The sequence below is a fragment of the Streptomyces sp. NPDC054794 genome (assembly GCF_053611585.1).
Genome location: NZ_JBSHAQ010000051.1, coordinates 1 through 15528, shown reverse-complemented (window position 1 = coordinate 15528; position 15528 = coordinate 1). Strand labels below are relative to the sequence as shown.

Here is a 15528-nt window from a genome sequence, read left to right as displayed (position 1 = left end):
GCCCGTCGGCCCCGCCGGTGGGACCGGGCGCGCTCAGCGGCCGTGGTCAGCGGCCGCGCGTCGTCGTACGGCCGCCGGTCAGCGGCCGCCGTTGTACGGTCCGTACGGCCCGTCGCTGCTGCTGCCGCCGCGGCGGCGGCCCCAGCCGCTGCCACCCGAGACCTGCTTGACCGCGGGGCGCACGTCCACGATGTAGACGATGCTCGCGACCAGGCCGGCGATGGGCAGGATCGAGAGGATCGAGAACAGGTAGCTCACCACGAGCGCGATGCCCAGCACGATCAGCCAGAACACCTTGTTCTGCTTGTCGGCCGCACGGAACGCGTCCTCGCGCCGGAACGCCGCGTCGATCAGCCCGAACGCGGCGAGGGCCATCAGGACGATCTTCAGCAGTCCCAAGAACCCCGTGAAGCCCAACATCAGCATGCTGCCCACCGCCCGCTCTCTGCGACACCTACGCGGTCACCGTACCCGTACAACGGGCCGGACACCCCAAGGGTGCCCGGCCCGTGTGCGCGGTGCCGCCTACTTGCCGGGCGGCGTCGACTTCTTGGCCGGAGCCTTGCGGGCGGCCGGCGCCTTCTTGGCCACGGGCTTCTTCGCCGGGGCGGCCTCGGCCTTGGCCTCGGCGGGCTTCGGCTCCTCCTTGAGCGCGGCCGGCTCGCTCTTCGGTTCGACCGCGATGGCCAGGTCCTCGATCTCCTCGGCGGCCTCGCCGCGCCAGGAGCGGACGGCCTGCTCGCCGTGCTCGGCGACCTTCTCGTAGGTCTCGCGGGCCTTGACGGCGTACTCGGCGGCGACGCCGACGCCGCGCAGGGCGAGGTCCTGGGCGGACTCGCCGAGCTTCTTCAGGTCCGCGTCGATCGTGGTGCCGAGCTTCTTCAGGTCACCGTCGAGGGTGCCGAAGAACTCGTTCACCTTGGCCTGGATCGTCTCCTGGGCCTCCTTGGCCTTGGCACCGGCCTCCTTGGCACGGGCGGCGGCCTTCTCCTGCACGGCCTTGGGGTCCGTGTTGCGCACGGCCTCGATGCGGGCCGGGGCCTCGGCGCGCAGCTGCTCGACCAGGCCGGGCACCTTCTTGGCCTGCTGGAAGGCCAGGTCGGCGGTGCCGGCGGCGAAGTAGAGCGGAGTCGGGTCGCTGAGGGTCTTGCGCAGATCGTCGGTGATGGCCATGGTGAGGGTCCTCCCGGATTCACATTCGGCTGAGGGTTCGTTTGGTCCGCGGCAGGGCGGCCGGTGCCCTGGTCCGGCTCAGCCGGCCGCCTGCTGCGGATCGGCTTCGCTCACGTCGGCCGTGCGGGTGCCGCGCACGGTGGTGTCGTCGTGGGGCCGGGTCTCCTCCACACCGTCGTCGTCCGCGACGCCTGCGAATCCGTTCTCCTTGCGGAAGGACTCGTAGATCTGCAGCAGCACCTGCTTCTGCCGCTCGTTGAGCGTGGGATCGGCGAGGATGACGGCGCGCGTCTCCACCTCGTCCAGGTCCCGCTCGGCGTCAAGGATGCCGGCGCGGACGTACAGCGTCTCGGCGGAGATCCGCAGGGCCTTGGCGACCTGCTGCAGCACCTCCGCGCTCGGCTTGCGCAGCCCGCGCTCGATCTGGCTCAGGTACGGATTGGACACCCCGGCGGCATCGGCCAGCTGCCTGAGCGACAGTTGCGCAGTGCGCCGCTGTTCGCGCAGGTACTCACCGAGATTGCCGACGTTGAGCGATGCCATGCCCCCACCTTGCCCCAGTCGCGCTAACAATTGCAAGCACCTGCTTGCAAAAGTGTGCCGCGCCACTTCTGCGCGGCCATCGGCGTGAACGGCTGGTTCTCGGCGCACCCGCGCAGGCCCGGTGCCACGCGACGCCACGCGGTCGTCGCCCGCCCCGTTACAGGCCCGTGGTGGCGCTCCGATGCGTGTGCAGCCACTCCCGGAGGGTGGAGAAGTCAGCGTCCGTGAGGCCGTGGTGGTGGTGGACGCGGTGCAGGAGGGCCGGTTCCCGGTGGTGGGCGGCGACCCAGTCGCGGTCGGCCTCGGTGATCTCGTCGTCCAGCCAGATGAACGGGCGGCCGGCCGCCCAGTCGACCAGCGGCCGGGTCTTCCAGTGCAGCGCGGACAGCGGCTCGGCCTCGTCCGGCCAGTCGACGACCGGAAGTTCGGGCAGGCCGAGCCAGGGCGAGACGCAGCTGTTCGCGTCGTCCATCCAGGTGGTGGCCCACACCAGCTCGCAGCCCAGCGTCGCCAGCCGCGCGCCGAGCGCGGGGTCGATCCGGGCCAGCAGGGGGTGGGCGGCGGCCTCCGACGGGACCACGCGCAGTCGGCAGTCGGGACCGACGCCGCCCCGCCACCGCAGGGCAGGGGCCGGGGCCGGCTCGTACTCGGGGTAGGGGCCGGGCCCCCCGAACGGGAGCAGCGTCCCGTCGATGTCGAGGAAGAGGGGTATTTCGGGCATCACCACCCATGATCAGCCAAGGAAGCCGTTCCCGGCGAGGATCATGTCGATCCGCGCCCGGTGCTTCGCCTCCCACACGTCGAGGGTCTCCGCGGCCTCCTCGGCGAGCCGGGCCCGCGCGTCGGCGAGCACCTCGGCCCGGCGCAGGTCCGGTACGACCACGACGCCCTCTTCGTCGGCCGCCACCACGTCCCCGGCACCGACCCGCACACCGCCGCACCGCACCCGCTCGTTCAGCGGTCGTACGGCCTTCTTGTCGCCCGGGATCGGGATGACGCCGCGCGCGAACACCGGGAAGCGCATCTCCCGCACCTCGGCCAGGTCGCGGATCAGTCCGTCGGCGACGAACCCCGCGATGCCGCGCCGCCGCGCCACCGCGCAGACGTTTCCGCCGGCCAGCGCGTGGTCCAGGTCCCCCGACTCCACGGCGATCACCGAGCCGGGCGCCGCGCGGTGGATCGCCGCGTGCAGCATGAGGTTGTCGCCGGGAAGGCAGTTGATGGTGAACGCCGGCCCGGCGATGCGCGGGACCGGATCCCACAGCGGCCGTATCCCGATGTCCATGACCTGACCGCGGCCCAGGAGATCGGCGAGGGTGGGCGTGGGGATGCCCTGGAAGTCGGTGACGTCGGTCATGAGGGGACGCCAACGCCCCTCTGTCCCCCGAGTCCCGTCACCCGCTCCCCGGAGTCCCGCCGCCCGCCGGGAACGGCAACGGCCGTCCGTGCACCACGTCCAGCCGGGAGACCGCCCGGGTCAGCACCACGTACAGCCGGTGCAGTCCGCGCGGTTCCGCCTCCGCGACGGCGGCCGGTTCGACGGCCACCACATGGTCGTACTCCAGGCCCTTGACGAGGGTCGCGGGCACCACCGTCACCCGCGCGCCCAGCTCCTCCGGTGCCGCCGCCCGGATGCCGGCCGCCGCGAGCGCCTCGCGCACCCGGTCCACCTCCGCGTCCGCGGCGACGATGCCGACGGAGCCGTCCCGGGTGAGCGCGTCCCGTACGGCGGTGACGGTCGTGCCGAGGACGTCGTCGGTCGGTCGCAGGCGCAGCTCGCCGTCCCCGCGCAGGGACCGGGCCGCCGGCAGGTCGACGTCCAGGCGCTCCAGCAACCGGTTGGCCAGCTCGACGATCGCCGTCGGCACCCGGAAGCCCGTGGTCAGCGGTACCACCGCCGCCCGCGGCTTGCCCAGGTGCGCCAGGAGTACCTCCCAGGAGCGCGCCGCCCACGGCGATGTGCCCTGCGCCAGGTCGCCGAGCACGGTCAGCGAGCCGAAGGGGGCCCGCCGCGCGATGGCCCGGCACTCCATCGGGGAGAGGTCCTGTGCCTCGTCGACGACGATGTGGCCGTATCCCTCGGGGTGTTCGATCAGCCCGGCGACCTCGTCGAGCAGGACGAGATCGGCGGCCGACCAGCGCGCGGACTTGTACGAGCGCGGCGGCCGGGCCCACCGGAGCGCCCCCTGCTCCTCGGCGTCCAGGAGCCCCTCCGCCGCCCGTGCCAGCGCCTGCGGGTCGGTGAGGAGCTCGGCGACGACCTCCTCCGGCCTGACCTTCGGCCAGACGGCCTCGACCCAGGCGCTCAGCGCCCGCGCCCGCTCGATCCCGCGCACCCAGGCCCGCGGCTGGGGCCCGGCCCGCCGCTCGGCCCGGGCGAGGACGGAGCCCACCGCCCGCATGCGCACCCGCTCGCGGCCGACGGCGTACGGCGGCAGTTCGTCCCGTACCTCCGCCACGATCCGGGCCAGCTCGGTGGCCGGAACGCGCCACTGGTACGAACCGTCCGGCACGGCCAGGGAGTCGGTGCCCTCGGCCGACACCCGCGCGTACAGCGCCCGGCGCAGCACCTCGGCCATGCGGGCGTCATGTTTGAGGGCGGCGGCCCTCTCGGTGTCGGCACCGGTCACCGGGTGGCGGGCGATCTCGTCGTGGAGGGTGGCCTGCCGTACGCCGGTCTCGCCGAGGGAGGGCAGCACCTCGGAGATGTACGAGAGGAAGGTGGGGTTCGGGCCGAGGATGAGCAGTCCGGCGCGCTGGACGCGCTGCGGGTAGGTGTAGAGCAGGTAGGCGGCGCGGTGCAGGCCGACGGCGGTCTTGCCGGTGCCCGGAGCGCCCTGGACGCACAGGGACTCGGCGAGGTCGCCGCGTACCAGGTCGTCCTGCTCGGGCTGGATGGTCGCGGCGATGTCCCGCATGGGGCCCAGGCGGGGCCGCTCGATCTCGCGGGCGACGATGTCGCTCGTCCCGGTCTCGCCGCTGCCCAGGTGTTCGTCCTCCAGGCCGGTCAGGTCGGCACGGTCGCCGCGGCTGCCGGGTGCCCAGCCGAAGCGGCGCCGCACCGCGACGCCCTGCCGGTCGCGGGGGCCGGCCTGGTAGAAGGCGCGGGAGACGGGGGCGCGCCAGTCGACGACCAGGGGCGGGGCGGCCGGGTGCTCGCTGATCCGGAGCCGGCCGATGTGCAGTGCCTGGCCGTCGTCGTCGAAGTCGAGTCGCCCGAAGAACAGCGGACCCTCGGGCAGTTCGCTCAGCGACTTGGCCCGGCTGCGCAACTGGTACCCGAGGACCTCGGCGTCGGCACCGGAGGCGGAGACGTCCTCACCGATGACGACCTGTTCGGCGGCGCCGTCGACCATGGCGGCGAGGGTGGTGCGGCAGGTGTCGTGATAGGCGCGCTCGAAGTCGAGTTCGTCGCGCAGTCCGTGGCTCGGTTCCGGGTGATGGGGGTCCTGGAGGCGCGGGTGGGTCGACGTCATGGACCCACGGTACCGAAATTCGTGACCGGGTTACATTTTTTACCGAGTCTCCGTGTGTGAGCATCGACTCACGCGAGCCAGGGCAGCCCCGCCGCCAGCCACTCGAAGGCCCGCTCGGCGGCGGCCACCGCATCGGCCCGCACCTGAGCCGCCGGCTCCCCGGCGGCGATCCGCCGCCAGTTCTCCTCCGCGAGGACACGTCGTACGGCGACGATCTGCCCGGCGGCGAGCCGCGCGTCCAGGCCGCCGCCGAGCTCCTCCGCCAGCGCGGCCTCCGACCGCCGCAGGTACTCGTACACCCGCGCGACCAGGGACGGAGTGCCGTAGAGGAGGGAGTGGTAGGCGAGCACACGGGGATCGTCGTTGAGCCCGGTGACCGGGTCGTACCGGTCGAGCCCGTCGAGGAAGTGGCGGCGCAGCGCGCCGAGCGGCGAGTCCGCGCCCACGACGATCCGCGCGGCCTCCTCGCGGTGGTCGGCGATCCGGTGCAGGACGAGGTCCTCCTTCGCCGGGAAGTACCGGAAGAGCGTCGGCTTGGAGATCCCGGCCGCGGCGGCGATCTCCGCCACGGACACCGCGTCGAACCCCTTCTCCAGGAACAGCCCTACCGCGATGTCCGACACGTCCTGGTACATCCGCTGCTTCTTGCGCTCCCGCAGCCCGATCTCCTCAGCCATACGCCGAGCGTACGCAGTGCGGCGCGGCGCACGCGGCGTCGGCGCTAGGCCAGCGCGCGGGCCAGGTACGGGTTCGCCTTCCGCCGCACCGACAGACCGAGGGAGCCGGTGGCGGCCGCCAGGGTCATCGCGTACGAGTCCACGGCCCGGCGGACGTTGGGCGCGTCCAGGCCGGCGCCGGTGACCAGCCGGTCCAGGTCGACGTACGCCGAGCGGACGATCTCGATCCACCGGTAGACCCGCCAGTCCTCGCGCCAGTTCCGGGTGAACTCCTCGGACAGCCGGCGCTCCCAGCGGGAGAACATGCGGTCGCGGATCTCCGGGCGAGTGGGGGTCAGGTGCATGTGCCGGACCAGGTCGTAGAGGGGGTCGCCGACCAGCGCCATCTCCCAGTCGATCAGGGTCAGCGCGAGGGCGTCGTCGCGGCGCACCAGGTTCCACGGGTTGAGGTCCCCGTGCAGCAGGGCCGGCGCGCGCCGGCTCACCTCGTGCCGGGAGAGGATCTCGCGCAGCCGGGAGGCGTCGGGCAGGCCGAGGAAGCGGGCCAGCTGCTGGGACTCCTTGGGCAGGGTGCCGACCAGCGCGACGAGCTGATCACTGAGCCAGCCGTAGAACCCGAGGTCGCCGGCGACCGGGTCGACGAGGACGTAGTCCACCCGCGTCAGAGCGGCAAGCTGGTCGACGAGCCCGTCGGCCTCGTGCGGGAGCAGGCCGTGGACGGGGTGGTTGGGCTTCTGGCCGGTGTCGCGGGGGCCCTCGTAGGTGTGGATGGCGAATCCGTCGCTCCGGTAGGTCCGGATGTCGAAGAGGCCCTTGGAGTGGCTCTCGCCCAGCGCCAGGACGCGGGGCGCGGCCACCGCCACCCGTGCCTCCTCGATCGCCCGCAGCACGGCGTGCTCACTCAGAAAGCTGCGCTCGCGGCGGCAGACGTTCGCCTCTTTGCGCCGGACCACGACGGGGAACGAGGTGCCCGGCACCCAGATCACCGAGTTGAGGTGCGCGGTGCCCTTGAAGACCCGACTGGCCGGGGCCGCGCCCTCCAGGTACAGGGCGTCGCAGACGGCGGAGTGGGGGAAGTCGGAATGCTCCGGGACGCGGTCGTCCGGCTTCCAGTCGATGGCCCGGGCCATCGTGCCGCACCGGCCGCCGGCCCGGGCGGACGCACGCCAGCGGAACAGGATCCGCTCGATCTCGCGCTCGCCCGGCACCTGTCTGAGTCGCAGCGGCTCCGCGCCCGCCTCCAGCGCGCGGCGCACCGCCGCCGTCGCCTCGTCCAGGCTCTTCTGGTCGAAGGAGTCCTGCAGGGACTTCGCGGCCCGCATGACATCGGGGTAGACGGACTGCGCCCGCTCGAAGGCGAGGTAGTGGCGCAGGTCCTTGGCCACGCCGTTCACCGCCGCCGGGCGGACCGCCCGCATGGCCTCGGCCCAGGCCTCGACGACCTCGTCGAACTGGTGGGCGGGATACCGCATCCGGACGAGGTGGGTGGCGAGGTCGTGCAGGGGGTCGCCGTAGGTGGCCAGCTCCCAGTCGACGCAGAACAGGGGCGGGGTGCCGTCGTACGAAATGATCACATTGTCGCGGTGCAGGTCGGCGTGGAGCAGGCTGTAGGGGCGGCGGGCCATGGAGGGCACGCGTTCGGCCAGCCGGACCAGCGCGTCCTCGGGGATGCCGAGGGCCGCGAACAGACCGCCGAAGTAGGGCCAGTTGGGCTGGCGGATCTGGGTGTCGGCCAGATGGGCGAGCGTTCGCAGGAAGGCCTGGCTGTCGGTGTGGTTCCTGGGCCAGACCGACGGCAGCGGCGGCAGCGAGCTGCCGCGGACCGGGGCCGTCTCGGCGAGCAGGCCCGCCAGCGCCTTCACGAGCAGGCCGTCGACCGGTTTGCCGTCGGCGCAGACGCTGGAGAGCGGGACGCCTTCCACATAGCTGTGGATGGCGAAACCGTCCTGCTCGACCAGGCACCGCGGGACGTTGGGCAGTACGCCCTTGATGGCCCGCAGGATCTGCGCCTCGTTCTGCCAGGTCCTGATCACCACCGGCAGCGCGTCGGTCTTGCGGACCCGTACGGTCACCGGGGCCCCGGGCTCCAGGCCGACCAGCCGCGCCACCGTCTCGGTCAGGGGCAGCACGTAGTTCTGGTTGTGGAAGCCCTCGCTCGCCTGCCCCCGTTCCTCCGCGCGACCCAGGAACGCCTTGTACACGGCACGCGGCCGGACTCTGCCGGCGCGTCCCCCGTTCACGAGGGGGACAGGCGGTGCGCCCACTGGCCGCTCCGGGGATTCGATCAGGCGGAAGGGGGGAAGGGTAGGAAAAGGCTAGGTCCAACTGATAGACCACACGACCAGAGTCACATTCGAGTGAGCTCAACGGGTGGTCTGTCACTCATCTGTAGCCTGGCCGGACGAGACTGGCCCTGTGGCCATCCCTTACGCACAAATCCGAGCGGTTGCTCAGCCGATCCCGCATGCTAACGCACAGCGGGCCGAGCGGAACCAGGCACGGATGGCGCCAGCGTGGCGCGGCCCCGGGACGCCGTAGCCCAACAGAGCCAGAGGCGGCGATCACGCGCCCCACTACGCCTCCTGCGCTGCCTGCGCCTCCTCCGTCAGGAGGTTCCAGACCGCCTCGAACCAGGCCGTCATGCTGTCCACGAAGACCGAGCCCGGGGAGTCCGGGTGGTGGTCGCGGACGTGGTGGGTCAGGGTGGCGCCCAGGCCGAGGACGTCGACGGCCTCGATCTCCTCGCCGTCATCCAGCATCAGGGGGCGTTCGATCGGGATGTAGGGGCCGTGGAGGACCTCGGCGGTGTTGATGACGTAGAGCTTGAAGGCCGGGGCCAACGGGGCGTGGCGGACTTGGAGTTGGACGTTCTCGACGAGCTTCTCGGTGCGGAGCTGGCCCAGGACCATCTTCAGGGACGCGGTGTGCCGGTCGGTGAGGGCGCGCAGGCGGGCCCGTGGGCGGGCGTCGGCGCCGTCGCCCTTGGCCCGGGGGTAGGGCAGCTCCAACTGCTCGGAGGGGAGCACCATGCGCAGGGCGATGCGCTCGGGGGAGATCGCGCCGGCCCGGATGCGCTCCGCCTGGACGCGGATGTGCGCGTCCAGGCTCTCCGAGGTCAACGTGTAGATGTCCAGCGTCACTTCGGGCTGCTCGAAGGCCTCGCCGATCAGCGGACCCAGCGTCATCGGGTGCCGCGACCTGGTGGCCCGGGGCGCCGAGGACTGGATGCGCTGGCTCCGGACGACCCGCGACCCCTGTCCCTGCCGGGACTCGATCCATCCCTCGCTGCGCAGCTCCCGCAGCACCCGCTGGACGGTGTCCCGCGAGACGCCGAACTCCTCGGCGAGCGCGTTCTGCGACGGCAGGAACGAGCGCAGCGGATAGCCGCCGTCGGCCATCCGCACCCGCAGCTCCTGCGACACGCGCCGGAACTCGCTGCCGCCGCCCTCGTCCTTCCTGCGCTCCGTCACAGGTCGTACGTACCTCCTCCCACCCTCCGGCAAACAACTTCCGGTCAGGCAACCAGCCAAGTCAACTCCCCGGTTACTGGATCACGTTGACGGGGCACCTTCCCCCAAGCAGTCAACTTGCCAGTCAACTCCGGCGCTTGAAGGGTTGGCTGACCTGATGCGGAATGAGGGGGTGGAACCATGACCGTGCAGGTATTCGGGGTCACCGTGCAGATCGACGATCTCAGCCAACTGGCCTGCTGGACCGTCGGGGTGCTCGTGTCCCTGACGGCCTGGCTCCGCAGGCGCGCCGGGCGGTCCCGGGGGCGGGTCGGCCGGACGGCCGCCGCCCCGGGCGTCACCGCCGGAGCAACCCCAGCAAAGGCTCCAGTGACCCCACGACGTACCCGGCTCCGGCCGCCCGCAAGAGCTTTGCCTTCTGTTCGTTACGCGCGTAGCCGAGGAACGGGACGCCGGCCCGCACGGCCGCGTCGAGGTCGGAGGGGGAGTCGCCGATCATCAGGGCGGCGCCGGGGGCCGCGCCCATCGCGCTCAGGGCGCGGTTGAGGCAGTGCGGGTCGGGCTTGAGACGGTGCAGGTCCTGAGTGCGGCCGTAGATGTGGGGGGCGAAGCACTCGGTCAGGCCGCGGGTGTCGAGGTAGGAACGGACCACCCGGGGAGAGTTGTTGGTCGCGATGGCCAGCCGGGAGCCGACCGCCGTCCAGGTGCGGATCACCGGGTCGGCGTAGGCGGTGGGCATCGCGGAGGACGCGGCCCGCAGCTCCTCCTGGGTGAGACGTTCCTCCAGCTCCGCGACGAGATCGCTGCCCGGGTGTCTGCGGTCGACGGCGCGCAGCACGATGTGCGGGTCCAGCGACTCCCGCTCGGTCTCGGTGAGGAGACCGTGCAGCCCGCGCCCCTCCAGCCACTCCACCAGGTCCCCGGCCACGTGTTCCGCCTTGTGCCCGGCGAACAGGCGGCAGATCGGCCCGTCGAAGTCCCAGAGGACGACCCGGGCACGCTTGATCAGTTCCCGGAGCTTCTCGATCTCGTTCGCTGTCTCTCCCGTCGCCGGTTCGGTCGACACCGGATCAGTCTGCGTCGTATCAGAAGTCACATGGAGAGTGTCAGGTCCGTGGTGATGGTTTCCCAGAGGGCGTCGAACCACTTCTGCGATTGCTCCACGAACGCCGCGTCCCGCTGCCCGGCCCGCTTCTCGAAGGAGAAGAGCAGGGACTCGGAGCCGACCGCGTCGTACATGTCCAGCGTTCCGCTGTCGGTCGCCTCCTCGCGGCGGGTGATCATGTAGTACGCGAACAGCGCCTCCCTGCCGTTGAGCAGGTACAGCTTGGCCGGCGGGGTGAACGGCAGCGCGCGGAAGGTGACGTGCACGTCGATGTCGTGCGTGGAGCGCAGGGCCTGCAGGTTGTACTGGAGGACCTGCCCCTGGGCGTTGCGCATCGCCAGCCAGCGGTGGTGGACCGGGTCGTCGTCGCCGCGCCCCTCGACCGGGACCGGGAAGGCGAGGTTGATGTCCCGGGACGGCAGCAGGATGCGGACGTCGATCCGCTCCGGGCGGATGCGGCCCTCGTGGATCAGCCGGAGGGGCTCGCCCAGGGCCGGGATCAGGCTCTGCGCGGTCAGGCAGGCCGCGTCTATGCGCACGTGCGGGGCCGAGAAGGCCTCGGCGAGCCGGGGCGCCAGGCCGACCATGGTCGGCTGGGGTTCGTCGTGGGAGGGTGCGGGTTCCGCGATCCGCGGCGGGCTGCCCCTGCTGACGCTGCTGAGGAGGCCGTCCTCCTGGAGCGACCGCAGGGCCTGGCGGACGGCGCCGCGCTCCACACCGAACTCCTCGGCGAGCTCGGCCTGGGTGGGCAGGCGGTCCCCCGCCTTCAGGTCGCCGACGCGGATGCGTTCCCGCAGGGTGTCGGCGATCTCCTGGGGCGTGAGCCTTCTGCTGGCGTCCACTGCCACGTTCTCCTGAGTCACAACCAAACGCTACAACTTTGATCCATCTTACGGGAGTTGCTTGGAAGTTGTTTATGACTGGTTGCCAAGTGGGGACAACTTAATCAGAGTTGGTTGCCAACTTGGTTGAGTTGGCGGAAGTTTTGCTTCCCTTACCAGCCCGAAGGGGGATACATCATGCCTGCCCTCGCTCTCATCTCCGCCGTCTTCGTCGTCGGCTTCGAGCAGCTCGTCCAGTGGAAGTACGGCGCCACCGGCATCGTCGGCCTGCTGCTCCTCACCATAGGCATCAAGGCCAAGAGCCCGGCCGTCAGCTCCGCGGGGGCGGTGCTCCTCGCCGTCCTGCTCGCCGGGCCCGCCCTATGACGTCAGCACGAGTTCCGTACTGATCGTCTCCCACAGCGCGTTGAACCAGAGGTGGGACTGCTCCACGAACGTCGTGTCCCGCAGTCCCGCACCCTGCTCGAAGGCGAACAGCATCGACCGCGTGCCCTCGGCGTCGTACATCTCCAGGTGCTCGTGGTCGATCTCGCGTTCGCGCCGGGTCAGGGTGTAGTACGCGAACAGCGCCTCCGTGCCGTTCAACAGGTAGAGCTTCACCGGCGGCGTGAACGGCAGCGCACGGAAGGAAACCTGCACGTCTATGCCGTGCGTGGCACGCAGGGCGTGCAGGTTGTGCCGCAGCACCTGGCCCTGGGCGTTGCGCTGGGCCAGCCAGCGCCGGTGCAGCAGACCCACGGCCGAGGCGTCGTCCACCGGCGCCGGGAAGGCCAGGTCGATGTCGCGGCTGGGCAACAGGACGCGGACGTCGACCTTGGCCGGTTTCAGTCGGCCGGCATGGATCTGGCGCAGCGGTTCGCCCATCGCGAGCGTGAGCGAGACCGCGGTCAGGCACAGGGCGTCGATCTCGACGTGCGGGGCCGCGAAGGCGGCGGCCGTGCGTGCCCCGAGCGCCACCATGGTGGGCTGCGGCGGGGCCTCGGGGCCGGCATGCGGCGCATTCGGGACCGGATACGCCGCGACCTTGGCCGGGCTGCCCTGCGTGACGTTGGTGAGCAGGTGCTCCGACCGCAGGATGCGCAGCGCCTCGCGCACCGTTCCGCGCTCCACCCCGAACTCGTCGGCCAGTTCGGCCTGGGTGGGCATGCGCTGGCCGGGCCGCAGCAGGCCGGACCTGATCCGGGTGCGCAGCTCGTCGGCCACCTCGTGATGTGACTTCTGTGGCCGCTGTGACCTCTTCCGTCCATTGACGGAGGCGTGTTCCGGCTCCACGAACAAACACTACAACTTCTCGCCATCTTGTGGCAGTTCACGGGAAGGTGGTTATGAGTCGCATCCAAGTGGAGATAAGTACATTGAAGTTGGTCGCCAACTTCAGCAACATGGTCACACTTCCCGGTGGTTGGCCCACCGGGCTCCCTTCCGGAGGGGAGCCGGGAGCCCGGAGGGCCGGCCGACCGCGGTACCGCACCGCAGCAGCGCAGGACGCACAGCCACAACTCAAGAGCACAGCCACAACTTCATCCGCACAGCCACAACTTCACAACGGCAGCGCACAGCCACAACTTCACAGCTCGCTACGGATGAGACCGCACGGCCGTCGGGAGAAGGGAGCACTCAGAAGATGTCCGGGCACCACGGTCGCCTGGACGTGCGCATCAGGGCGTCGGCCACTCGGGCGGCGCCCTTTCGCTCTTCCTCCAGCCGCCCCAGCGCCGCGAGCCGTCTCGCCGACTCGTCACCGAGCCACAGCGTCGCCAACGCATCGACGTCCAGGCTGAGTTCGGCGCTCCGGGTGGTCGGCGCGCAGGACGCGCCCTCGGGCGAGGCCTCCAGCAGATAGCGGCCGCCGGCCAGGCCCTGCCGGTCGGTCACCTCCAGCACCAGCGTGCCGGTCCCCTCGTACGTCCGCGCCTGAAGGGCCCGTACGACATCCAGGATCCGCACCCACAGCCAGTCCCCGTGCGTCCTGATGCTCGCCGCGCGCGGGTCGGGCAGGTAGAACGGGAGCAGATCGTCCGGCGCGCGCCAGCCGCTCTCGACCTTGGTGATCCAGTCGATCGAGCAGAGGTAGTGCCACAGGGCGCGCTCGGCCGCCGGGGTCGCCCCGAGCAGCCACTTCACCTCGGCCGTGTGCTGCGGTTGCTTGCCGTTCCACTGGTCGTCGGCCTTGTACGCCACCAGGCCCTCGACCTCGCCGGCCGCCGAACGGTAGACCGCGTAGAACGGCTCGGTCCACTCGCCGCCGAACAGCCGTACGGCACCGGTGCTCGACCGCCACCACAGCTCGTCGCGGCTGACGGCGCCGGGCTGGGCGCGGCGGACGCGCTCGTGCAGCTCGGGGCCGATCTTCCGGACCTCCTCGCCGTCCACCAGGTCGATCCGGCCGCCGTCGTCCGGGCCCGACCAACGCGGGTCGAGGCCGGTGCGCGGGACGTCGATCGTCCACTCGGCCATCCAGGTCGCCGCGCCGAAGCCGTAGCGGCCGTAGATCGGGTACTCGGCGGCGATCAGGGTGGCGACGACGTCCCCGCGCTCCTTCGCGGCCGCGAGGTCCAGGTTCATCATGCGGGTGAGCAGGCCGCGACGACGGTGGGTGGCGGTCACGGTGACGTTGGAGACGGCGTCCGCGGGGACGGTCGCGCCGCCCACGGCCGTGATCTCCTGCGCGAAGGAGCGAAAGGTCGCCACGCACCGGCCGGCGTCGAAGGCGCCGAGCAGACGGCCGGGCACGAACTGGTTCCGCCGGGCCTCCAACTGCTCCTGCGCGACGACCGGTTCCCGCAGAAAACCGGTGTTCAGGGCACGGTTCCAGTCGGAGAACTCGGCCTCGGTGATGGCACGGACGTCGATGTCTGCGGCGGAGCTGCTCATGGGCTCACGGTAGGTGTGAGGCGCACCGGTGTCGCGCGGTTTTTCCCGCCCTCGGTTCTCGCCCGTTCTCGCCCGCTCTCCCTGGCTCTCCCCCGCACTCGCGGGCCCGTCGCCTCAGATCAGCAGGTCGTCCACCTGCGCCTCGCCGTCCCGGTACCGGCGCGTGATCTCCCCGCTGCAGTCGTCGGTCGTGCGCTGCAGGTGCTGCCGGCGGGAGGAGACCCGCTGTTCGTAACGGACGAGGCGGCCCATCGCGGTGTTCAGTTCCAGGTCCGTGCGGGCTTCGAGGTCGGAGAGCTCGACCTCGGCGAGCATGTCGGCGGCCAGCCGCTCGTACTCCTCGCTGTACGGCGTGCCGAGGGTGACGTGGCGGGCGGAGCGGTGGCGGGCCGGGGCGTCGGTGAGGATCTCCGGGAGGCGGTCCACGACCGGGGCCTCACCGGGGGCGGGCACGGAGGCCGGGCCGCGGCGCGCGAGTTCCGCGCGCAGGATGTCGATGCGCCCCTGCAGCAGCCGCCGCACATAGCTGAGGTCCGCCTCGTCGCGCTGCGCGTCCCGGCGCAGGGTGCGCAGTTCGGGCAGGCTGAGCAGGGTCAGGTCGTGCTCGGGCGGATCCTCGGGCAGCAGCGGACTCTCGCCGCGCTGCGCGGGCGGCCGGTGGGTCTCCAGCCGCCCGGTACTCGGTGTGCTCATGTGCCTCAACCGTCCCCTCGACCCGCGTACGGAAGCATCGTGCCACCCCAACTGGCCGCTATGTGACTGAGTGCCCCCGAACGGCCCCAGATGGGGGGTTAAGGAGCAAAAATAGGCCCCTTGCGAACGAGAGTGCACCACCCGGCATGATGGTCCGCATGCGTGCAGTGGTGCAGAGGGTGGACGGCGCGAGCGTCGTCGTGGACGGCGAGACGGTCGGGGCGATCGAGGGCGAGGGGCTGTGCGTCCTCGTCGGGGTCACCCACGACGACACCAAGGAGAAGGCGGCCCAGCTCGCCCGCAAGCTGTGGTCCATCCGCATGCTGCACGACGAGAGGTCGTGCAGCGACATCGCCGCCCCGCTCCTGGTCATCAGCCAGTTCACGCTCTACGGCGACGCCCGCAAGGGCCGCCGCCCCACCTGGAACGCCGCCGCCCCCGGCGACGTGGCCGAGCCGCTGGTCGACGAGGTGGTCGCCCAGCTGCGCTCCCTGGGCGCGACGGTGGCGACGGGCCGGTTCGGCGCGCAGATGCGCGTCTCCCTCACGAACGACGGCCCGTTCACCGTACTGATCGAGGTCTAGGGCGTGTGTCGAAAGTGGCTGGTTGTGACTCTGTGGCTTGTGTTTCTATGCCGGAGTGAACATCGAAAGCTCCGGAGTGCCTGATGAGAGG

The 15528-nt window shown here is 71.3% G+C and carries 16 protein-coding genes; 2 read left to right on the top strand and 14 right to left on the bottom strand.

All coding sequences use genetic code 11. The features are described from left to right. Positions 1 to 78: 78 nt before the first annotated feature. From ACWGKT_RS37700 to ACWGKT_RS37650, 11 genes are all read right to left on the bottom strand, one after another. Complete coding sequence (locus ACWGKT_RS37700; RefSeq protein WP_453277204.1) at positions 79 to 426, bottom strand: DUF2516 family protein; 348 nt, start codon at positions 424 to 426, stop codon at positions 79 to 81. 99 nt (positions 427 to 525) lie between these two features. Further along, positions 526 to 1173: a hypothetical protein gene (locus tag ACWGKT_RS37695; RefSeq protein ID WP_453277203.1), complete on the bottom strand. Its 648-nt coding sequence runs from the start codon at positions 1171 to 1173 to the stop codon at positions 526 to 528. A gap of 78 nt (positions 1174 to 1251) precedes the next feature. Beyond that, on the bottom strand, positions 1252 to 1716 hold the full coding sequence (locus ACWGKT_RS37690; RefSeq protein WP_453277202.1) for a helix-turn-helix domain-containing protein: 465 nt from the start codon (positions 1714 to 1716) through the stop codon (positions 1252 to 1254). Positions 1717 to 1873: 157 nt separating this feature from the next. After that, positions 1874 to 2437, bottom strand: coding sequence for an HAD domain-containing protein (locus tag ACWGKT_RS37685; RefSeq protein ID WP_453277201.1), 564 nt, complete (start codon positions 2435 to 2437; stop codon positions 1874 to 1876). A 12-nt stretch (positions 2438 to 2449) separates the two neighbouring features. Then, on the bottom strand, positions 2450 to 3073 hold the full coding sequence (locus ACWGKT_RS37680) for an RraA family protein (protein ID WP_453277200.1): 624 nt from the start codon (positions 3071 to 3073) through the stop codon (positions 2450 to 2452). 37 nt (positions 3074 to 3110) lie between these two features. Further along, positions 3111 to 5192: a HelD family protein gene (locus tag ACWGKT_RS37675; protein WP_453277199.1), complete on the bottom strand. Its 2082-nt coding sequence runs from the start codon at positions 5190 to 5192 to the stop codon at positions 3111 to 3113. A 68-nt stretch (positions 5193 to 5260) separates the two neighbouring features. Beyond that, positions 5261 to 5869 carry a TetR/AcrR family transcriptional regulator gene (locus ACWGKT_RS37670; RefSeq protein ID WP_453277198.1) on the bottom strand — a complete coding sequence of 203 codons (609 nt, stop codon included), beginning with the start codon at positions 5867 to 5869 and terminating at the stop codon, positions 5261 to 5263. 44 nt (positions 5870 to 5913) lie between these two features. Then, positions 5914 to 8133, bottom strand: a complete 2220-nt coding sequence (locus ACWGKT_RS37665; RefSeq protein WP_453277197.1) for a phosphotransferase family protein — start codon at positions 8131 to 8133, stop codon at positions 5914 to 5916. A 309-nt stretch (positions 8134 to 8442) separates the two neighbouring features. After that, a complete protein-coding gene (locus tag ACWGKT_RS37660) occupies positions 8443 to 9339 on the bottom strand; it encodes a winged helix-turn-helix domain-containing protein (RefSeq protein ID WP_453277196.1) in 897 nt (298 codons plus the stop codon). A 337-nt stretch (positions 9340 to 9676) separates the two neighbouring features. Next, a complete protein-coding gene (locus ACWGKT_RS37655; RefSeq protein ID WP_453277195.1) occupies positions 9677 to 10405 on the bottom strand; it encodes an HAD family hydrolase in 729 nt (242 codons plus the stop codon). A gap of 26 nt (positions 10406 to 10431) precedes the next feature. Then, entirely contained in the window at positions 10432 to 11313 is an 882-nt protein-coding gene (locus ACWGKT_RS37650) for a winged helix-turn-helix domain-containing protein (RefSeq protein WP_453277194.1), read from the bottom strand. Positions 11314 to 11463: 150 nt separating this feature from the next. On the opposite strand from ACWGKT_RS37650, the gene ACWGKT_RS37645 reads away from it, so the two are divergent. Beyond that, the gene (locus ACWGKT_RS37645) at positions 11464 to 11652 is read left to right on the top strand and encodes a hypothetical protein (protein ID WP_356148970.1); all 189 of its coding nucleotides are present in this window, start codon (positions 11464 to 11466) and stop codon (positions 11650 to 11652) included. Here ACWGKT_RS37645 and ACWGKT_RS37640 read toward each other — a convergent pair. The 3 genes from ACWGKT_RS37640 to ACWGKT_RS37630 all read right to left on the bottom strand — a co-directional run bounded on the left by ACWGKT_RS37640 (position 11647) and on the right by ACWGKT_RS37630 (position 14853). After that, the gene (locus tag ACWGKT_RS37640; protein WP_453277193.1) at positions 11647 to 12564 is read right to left on the bottom strand and encodes a winged helix-turn-helix domain-containing protein; all 918 of its coding nucleotides are present in this window, start codon (positions 12562 to 12564) and stop codon (positions 11647 to 11649) included. The genes ACWGKT_RS37645 and ACWGKT_RS37640 overlap by 6 nt on opposite strands. Positions 12565 to 12903: 339 nt before the next feature. Then, complete coding sequence (locus ACWGKT_RS37635; protein ID WP_453277192.1) at positions 12904 to 14160, bottom strand: GNAT family N-acetyltransferase; 1257 nt, start codon at positions 14158 to 14160, stop codon at positions 12904 to 12906. Between the two features lie 114 nt (positions 14161 to 14274). Beyond that, positions 14275 to 14853, bottom strand: coding sequence for an RsiG family protein (locus tag ACWGKT_RS37630; protein WP_453277191.1), 579 nt, complete (start codon positions 14851 to 14853; stop codon positions 14275 to 14277). A 158-nt stretch (positions 14854 to 15011) separates the two neighbouring features. On the opposite strand from ACWGKT_RS37630, the gene dtd reads away from it, so the two are divergent. Continuing rightward, positions 15012 to 15437, top strand: coding sequence for a D-aminoacyl-tRNA deacylase (gene dtd / locus ACWGKT_RS37625; RefSeq protein WP_235453549.1), 426 nt, complete (start codon positions 15012 to 15014; stop codon positions 15435 to 15437). The last annotated feature ends 91 nt before the right edge of the window (positions 15438 to 15528 follow it).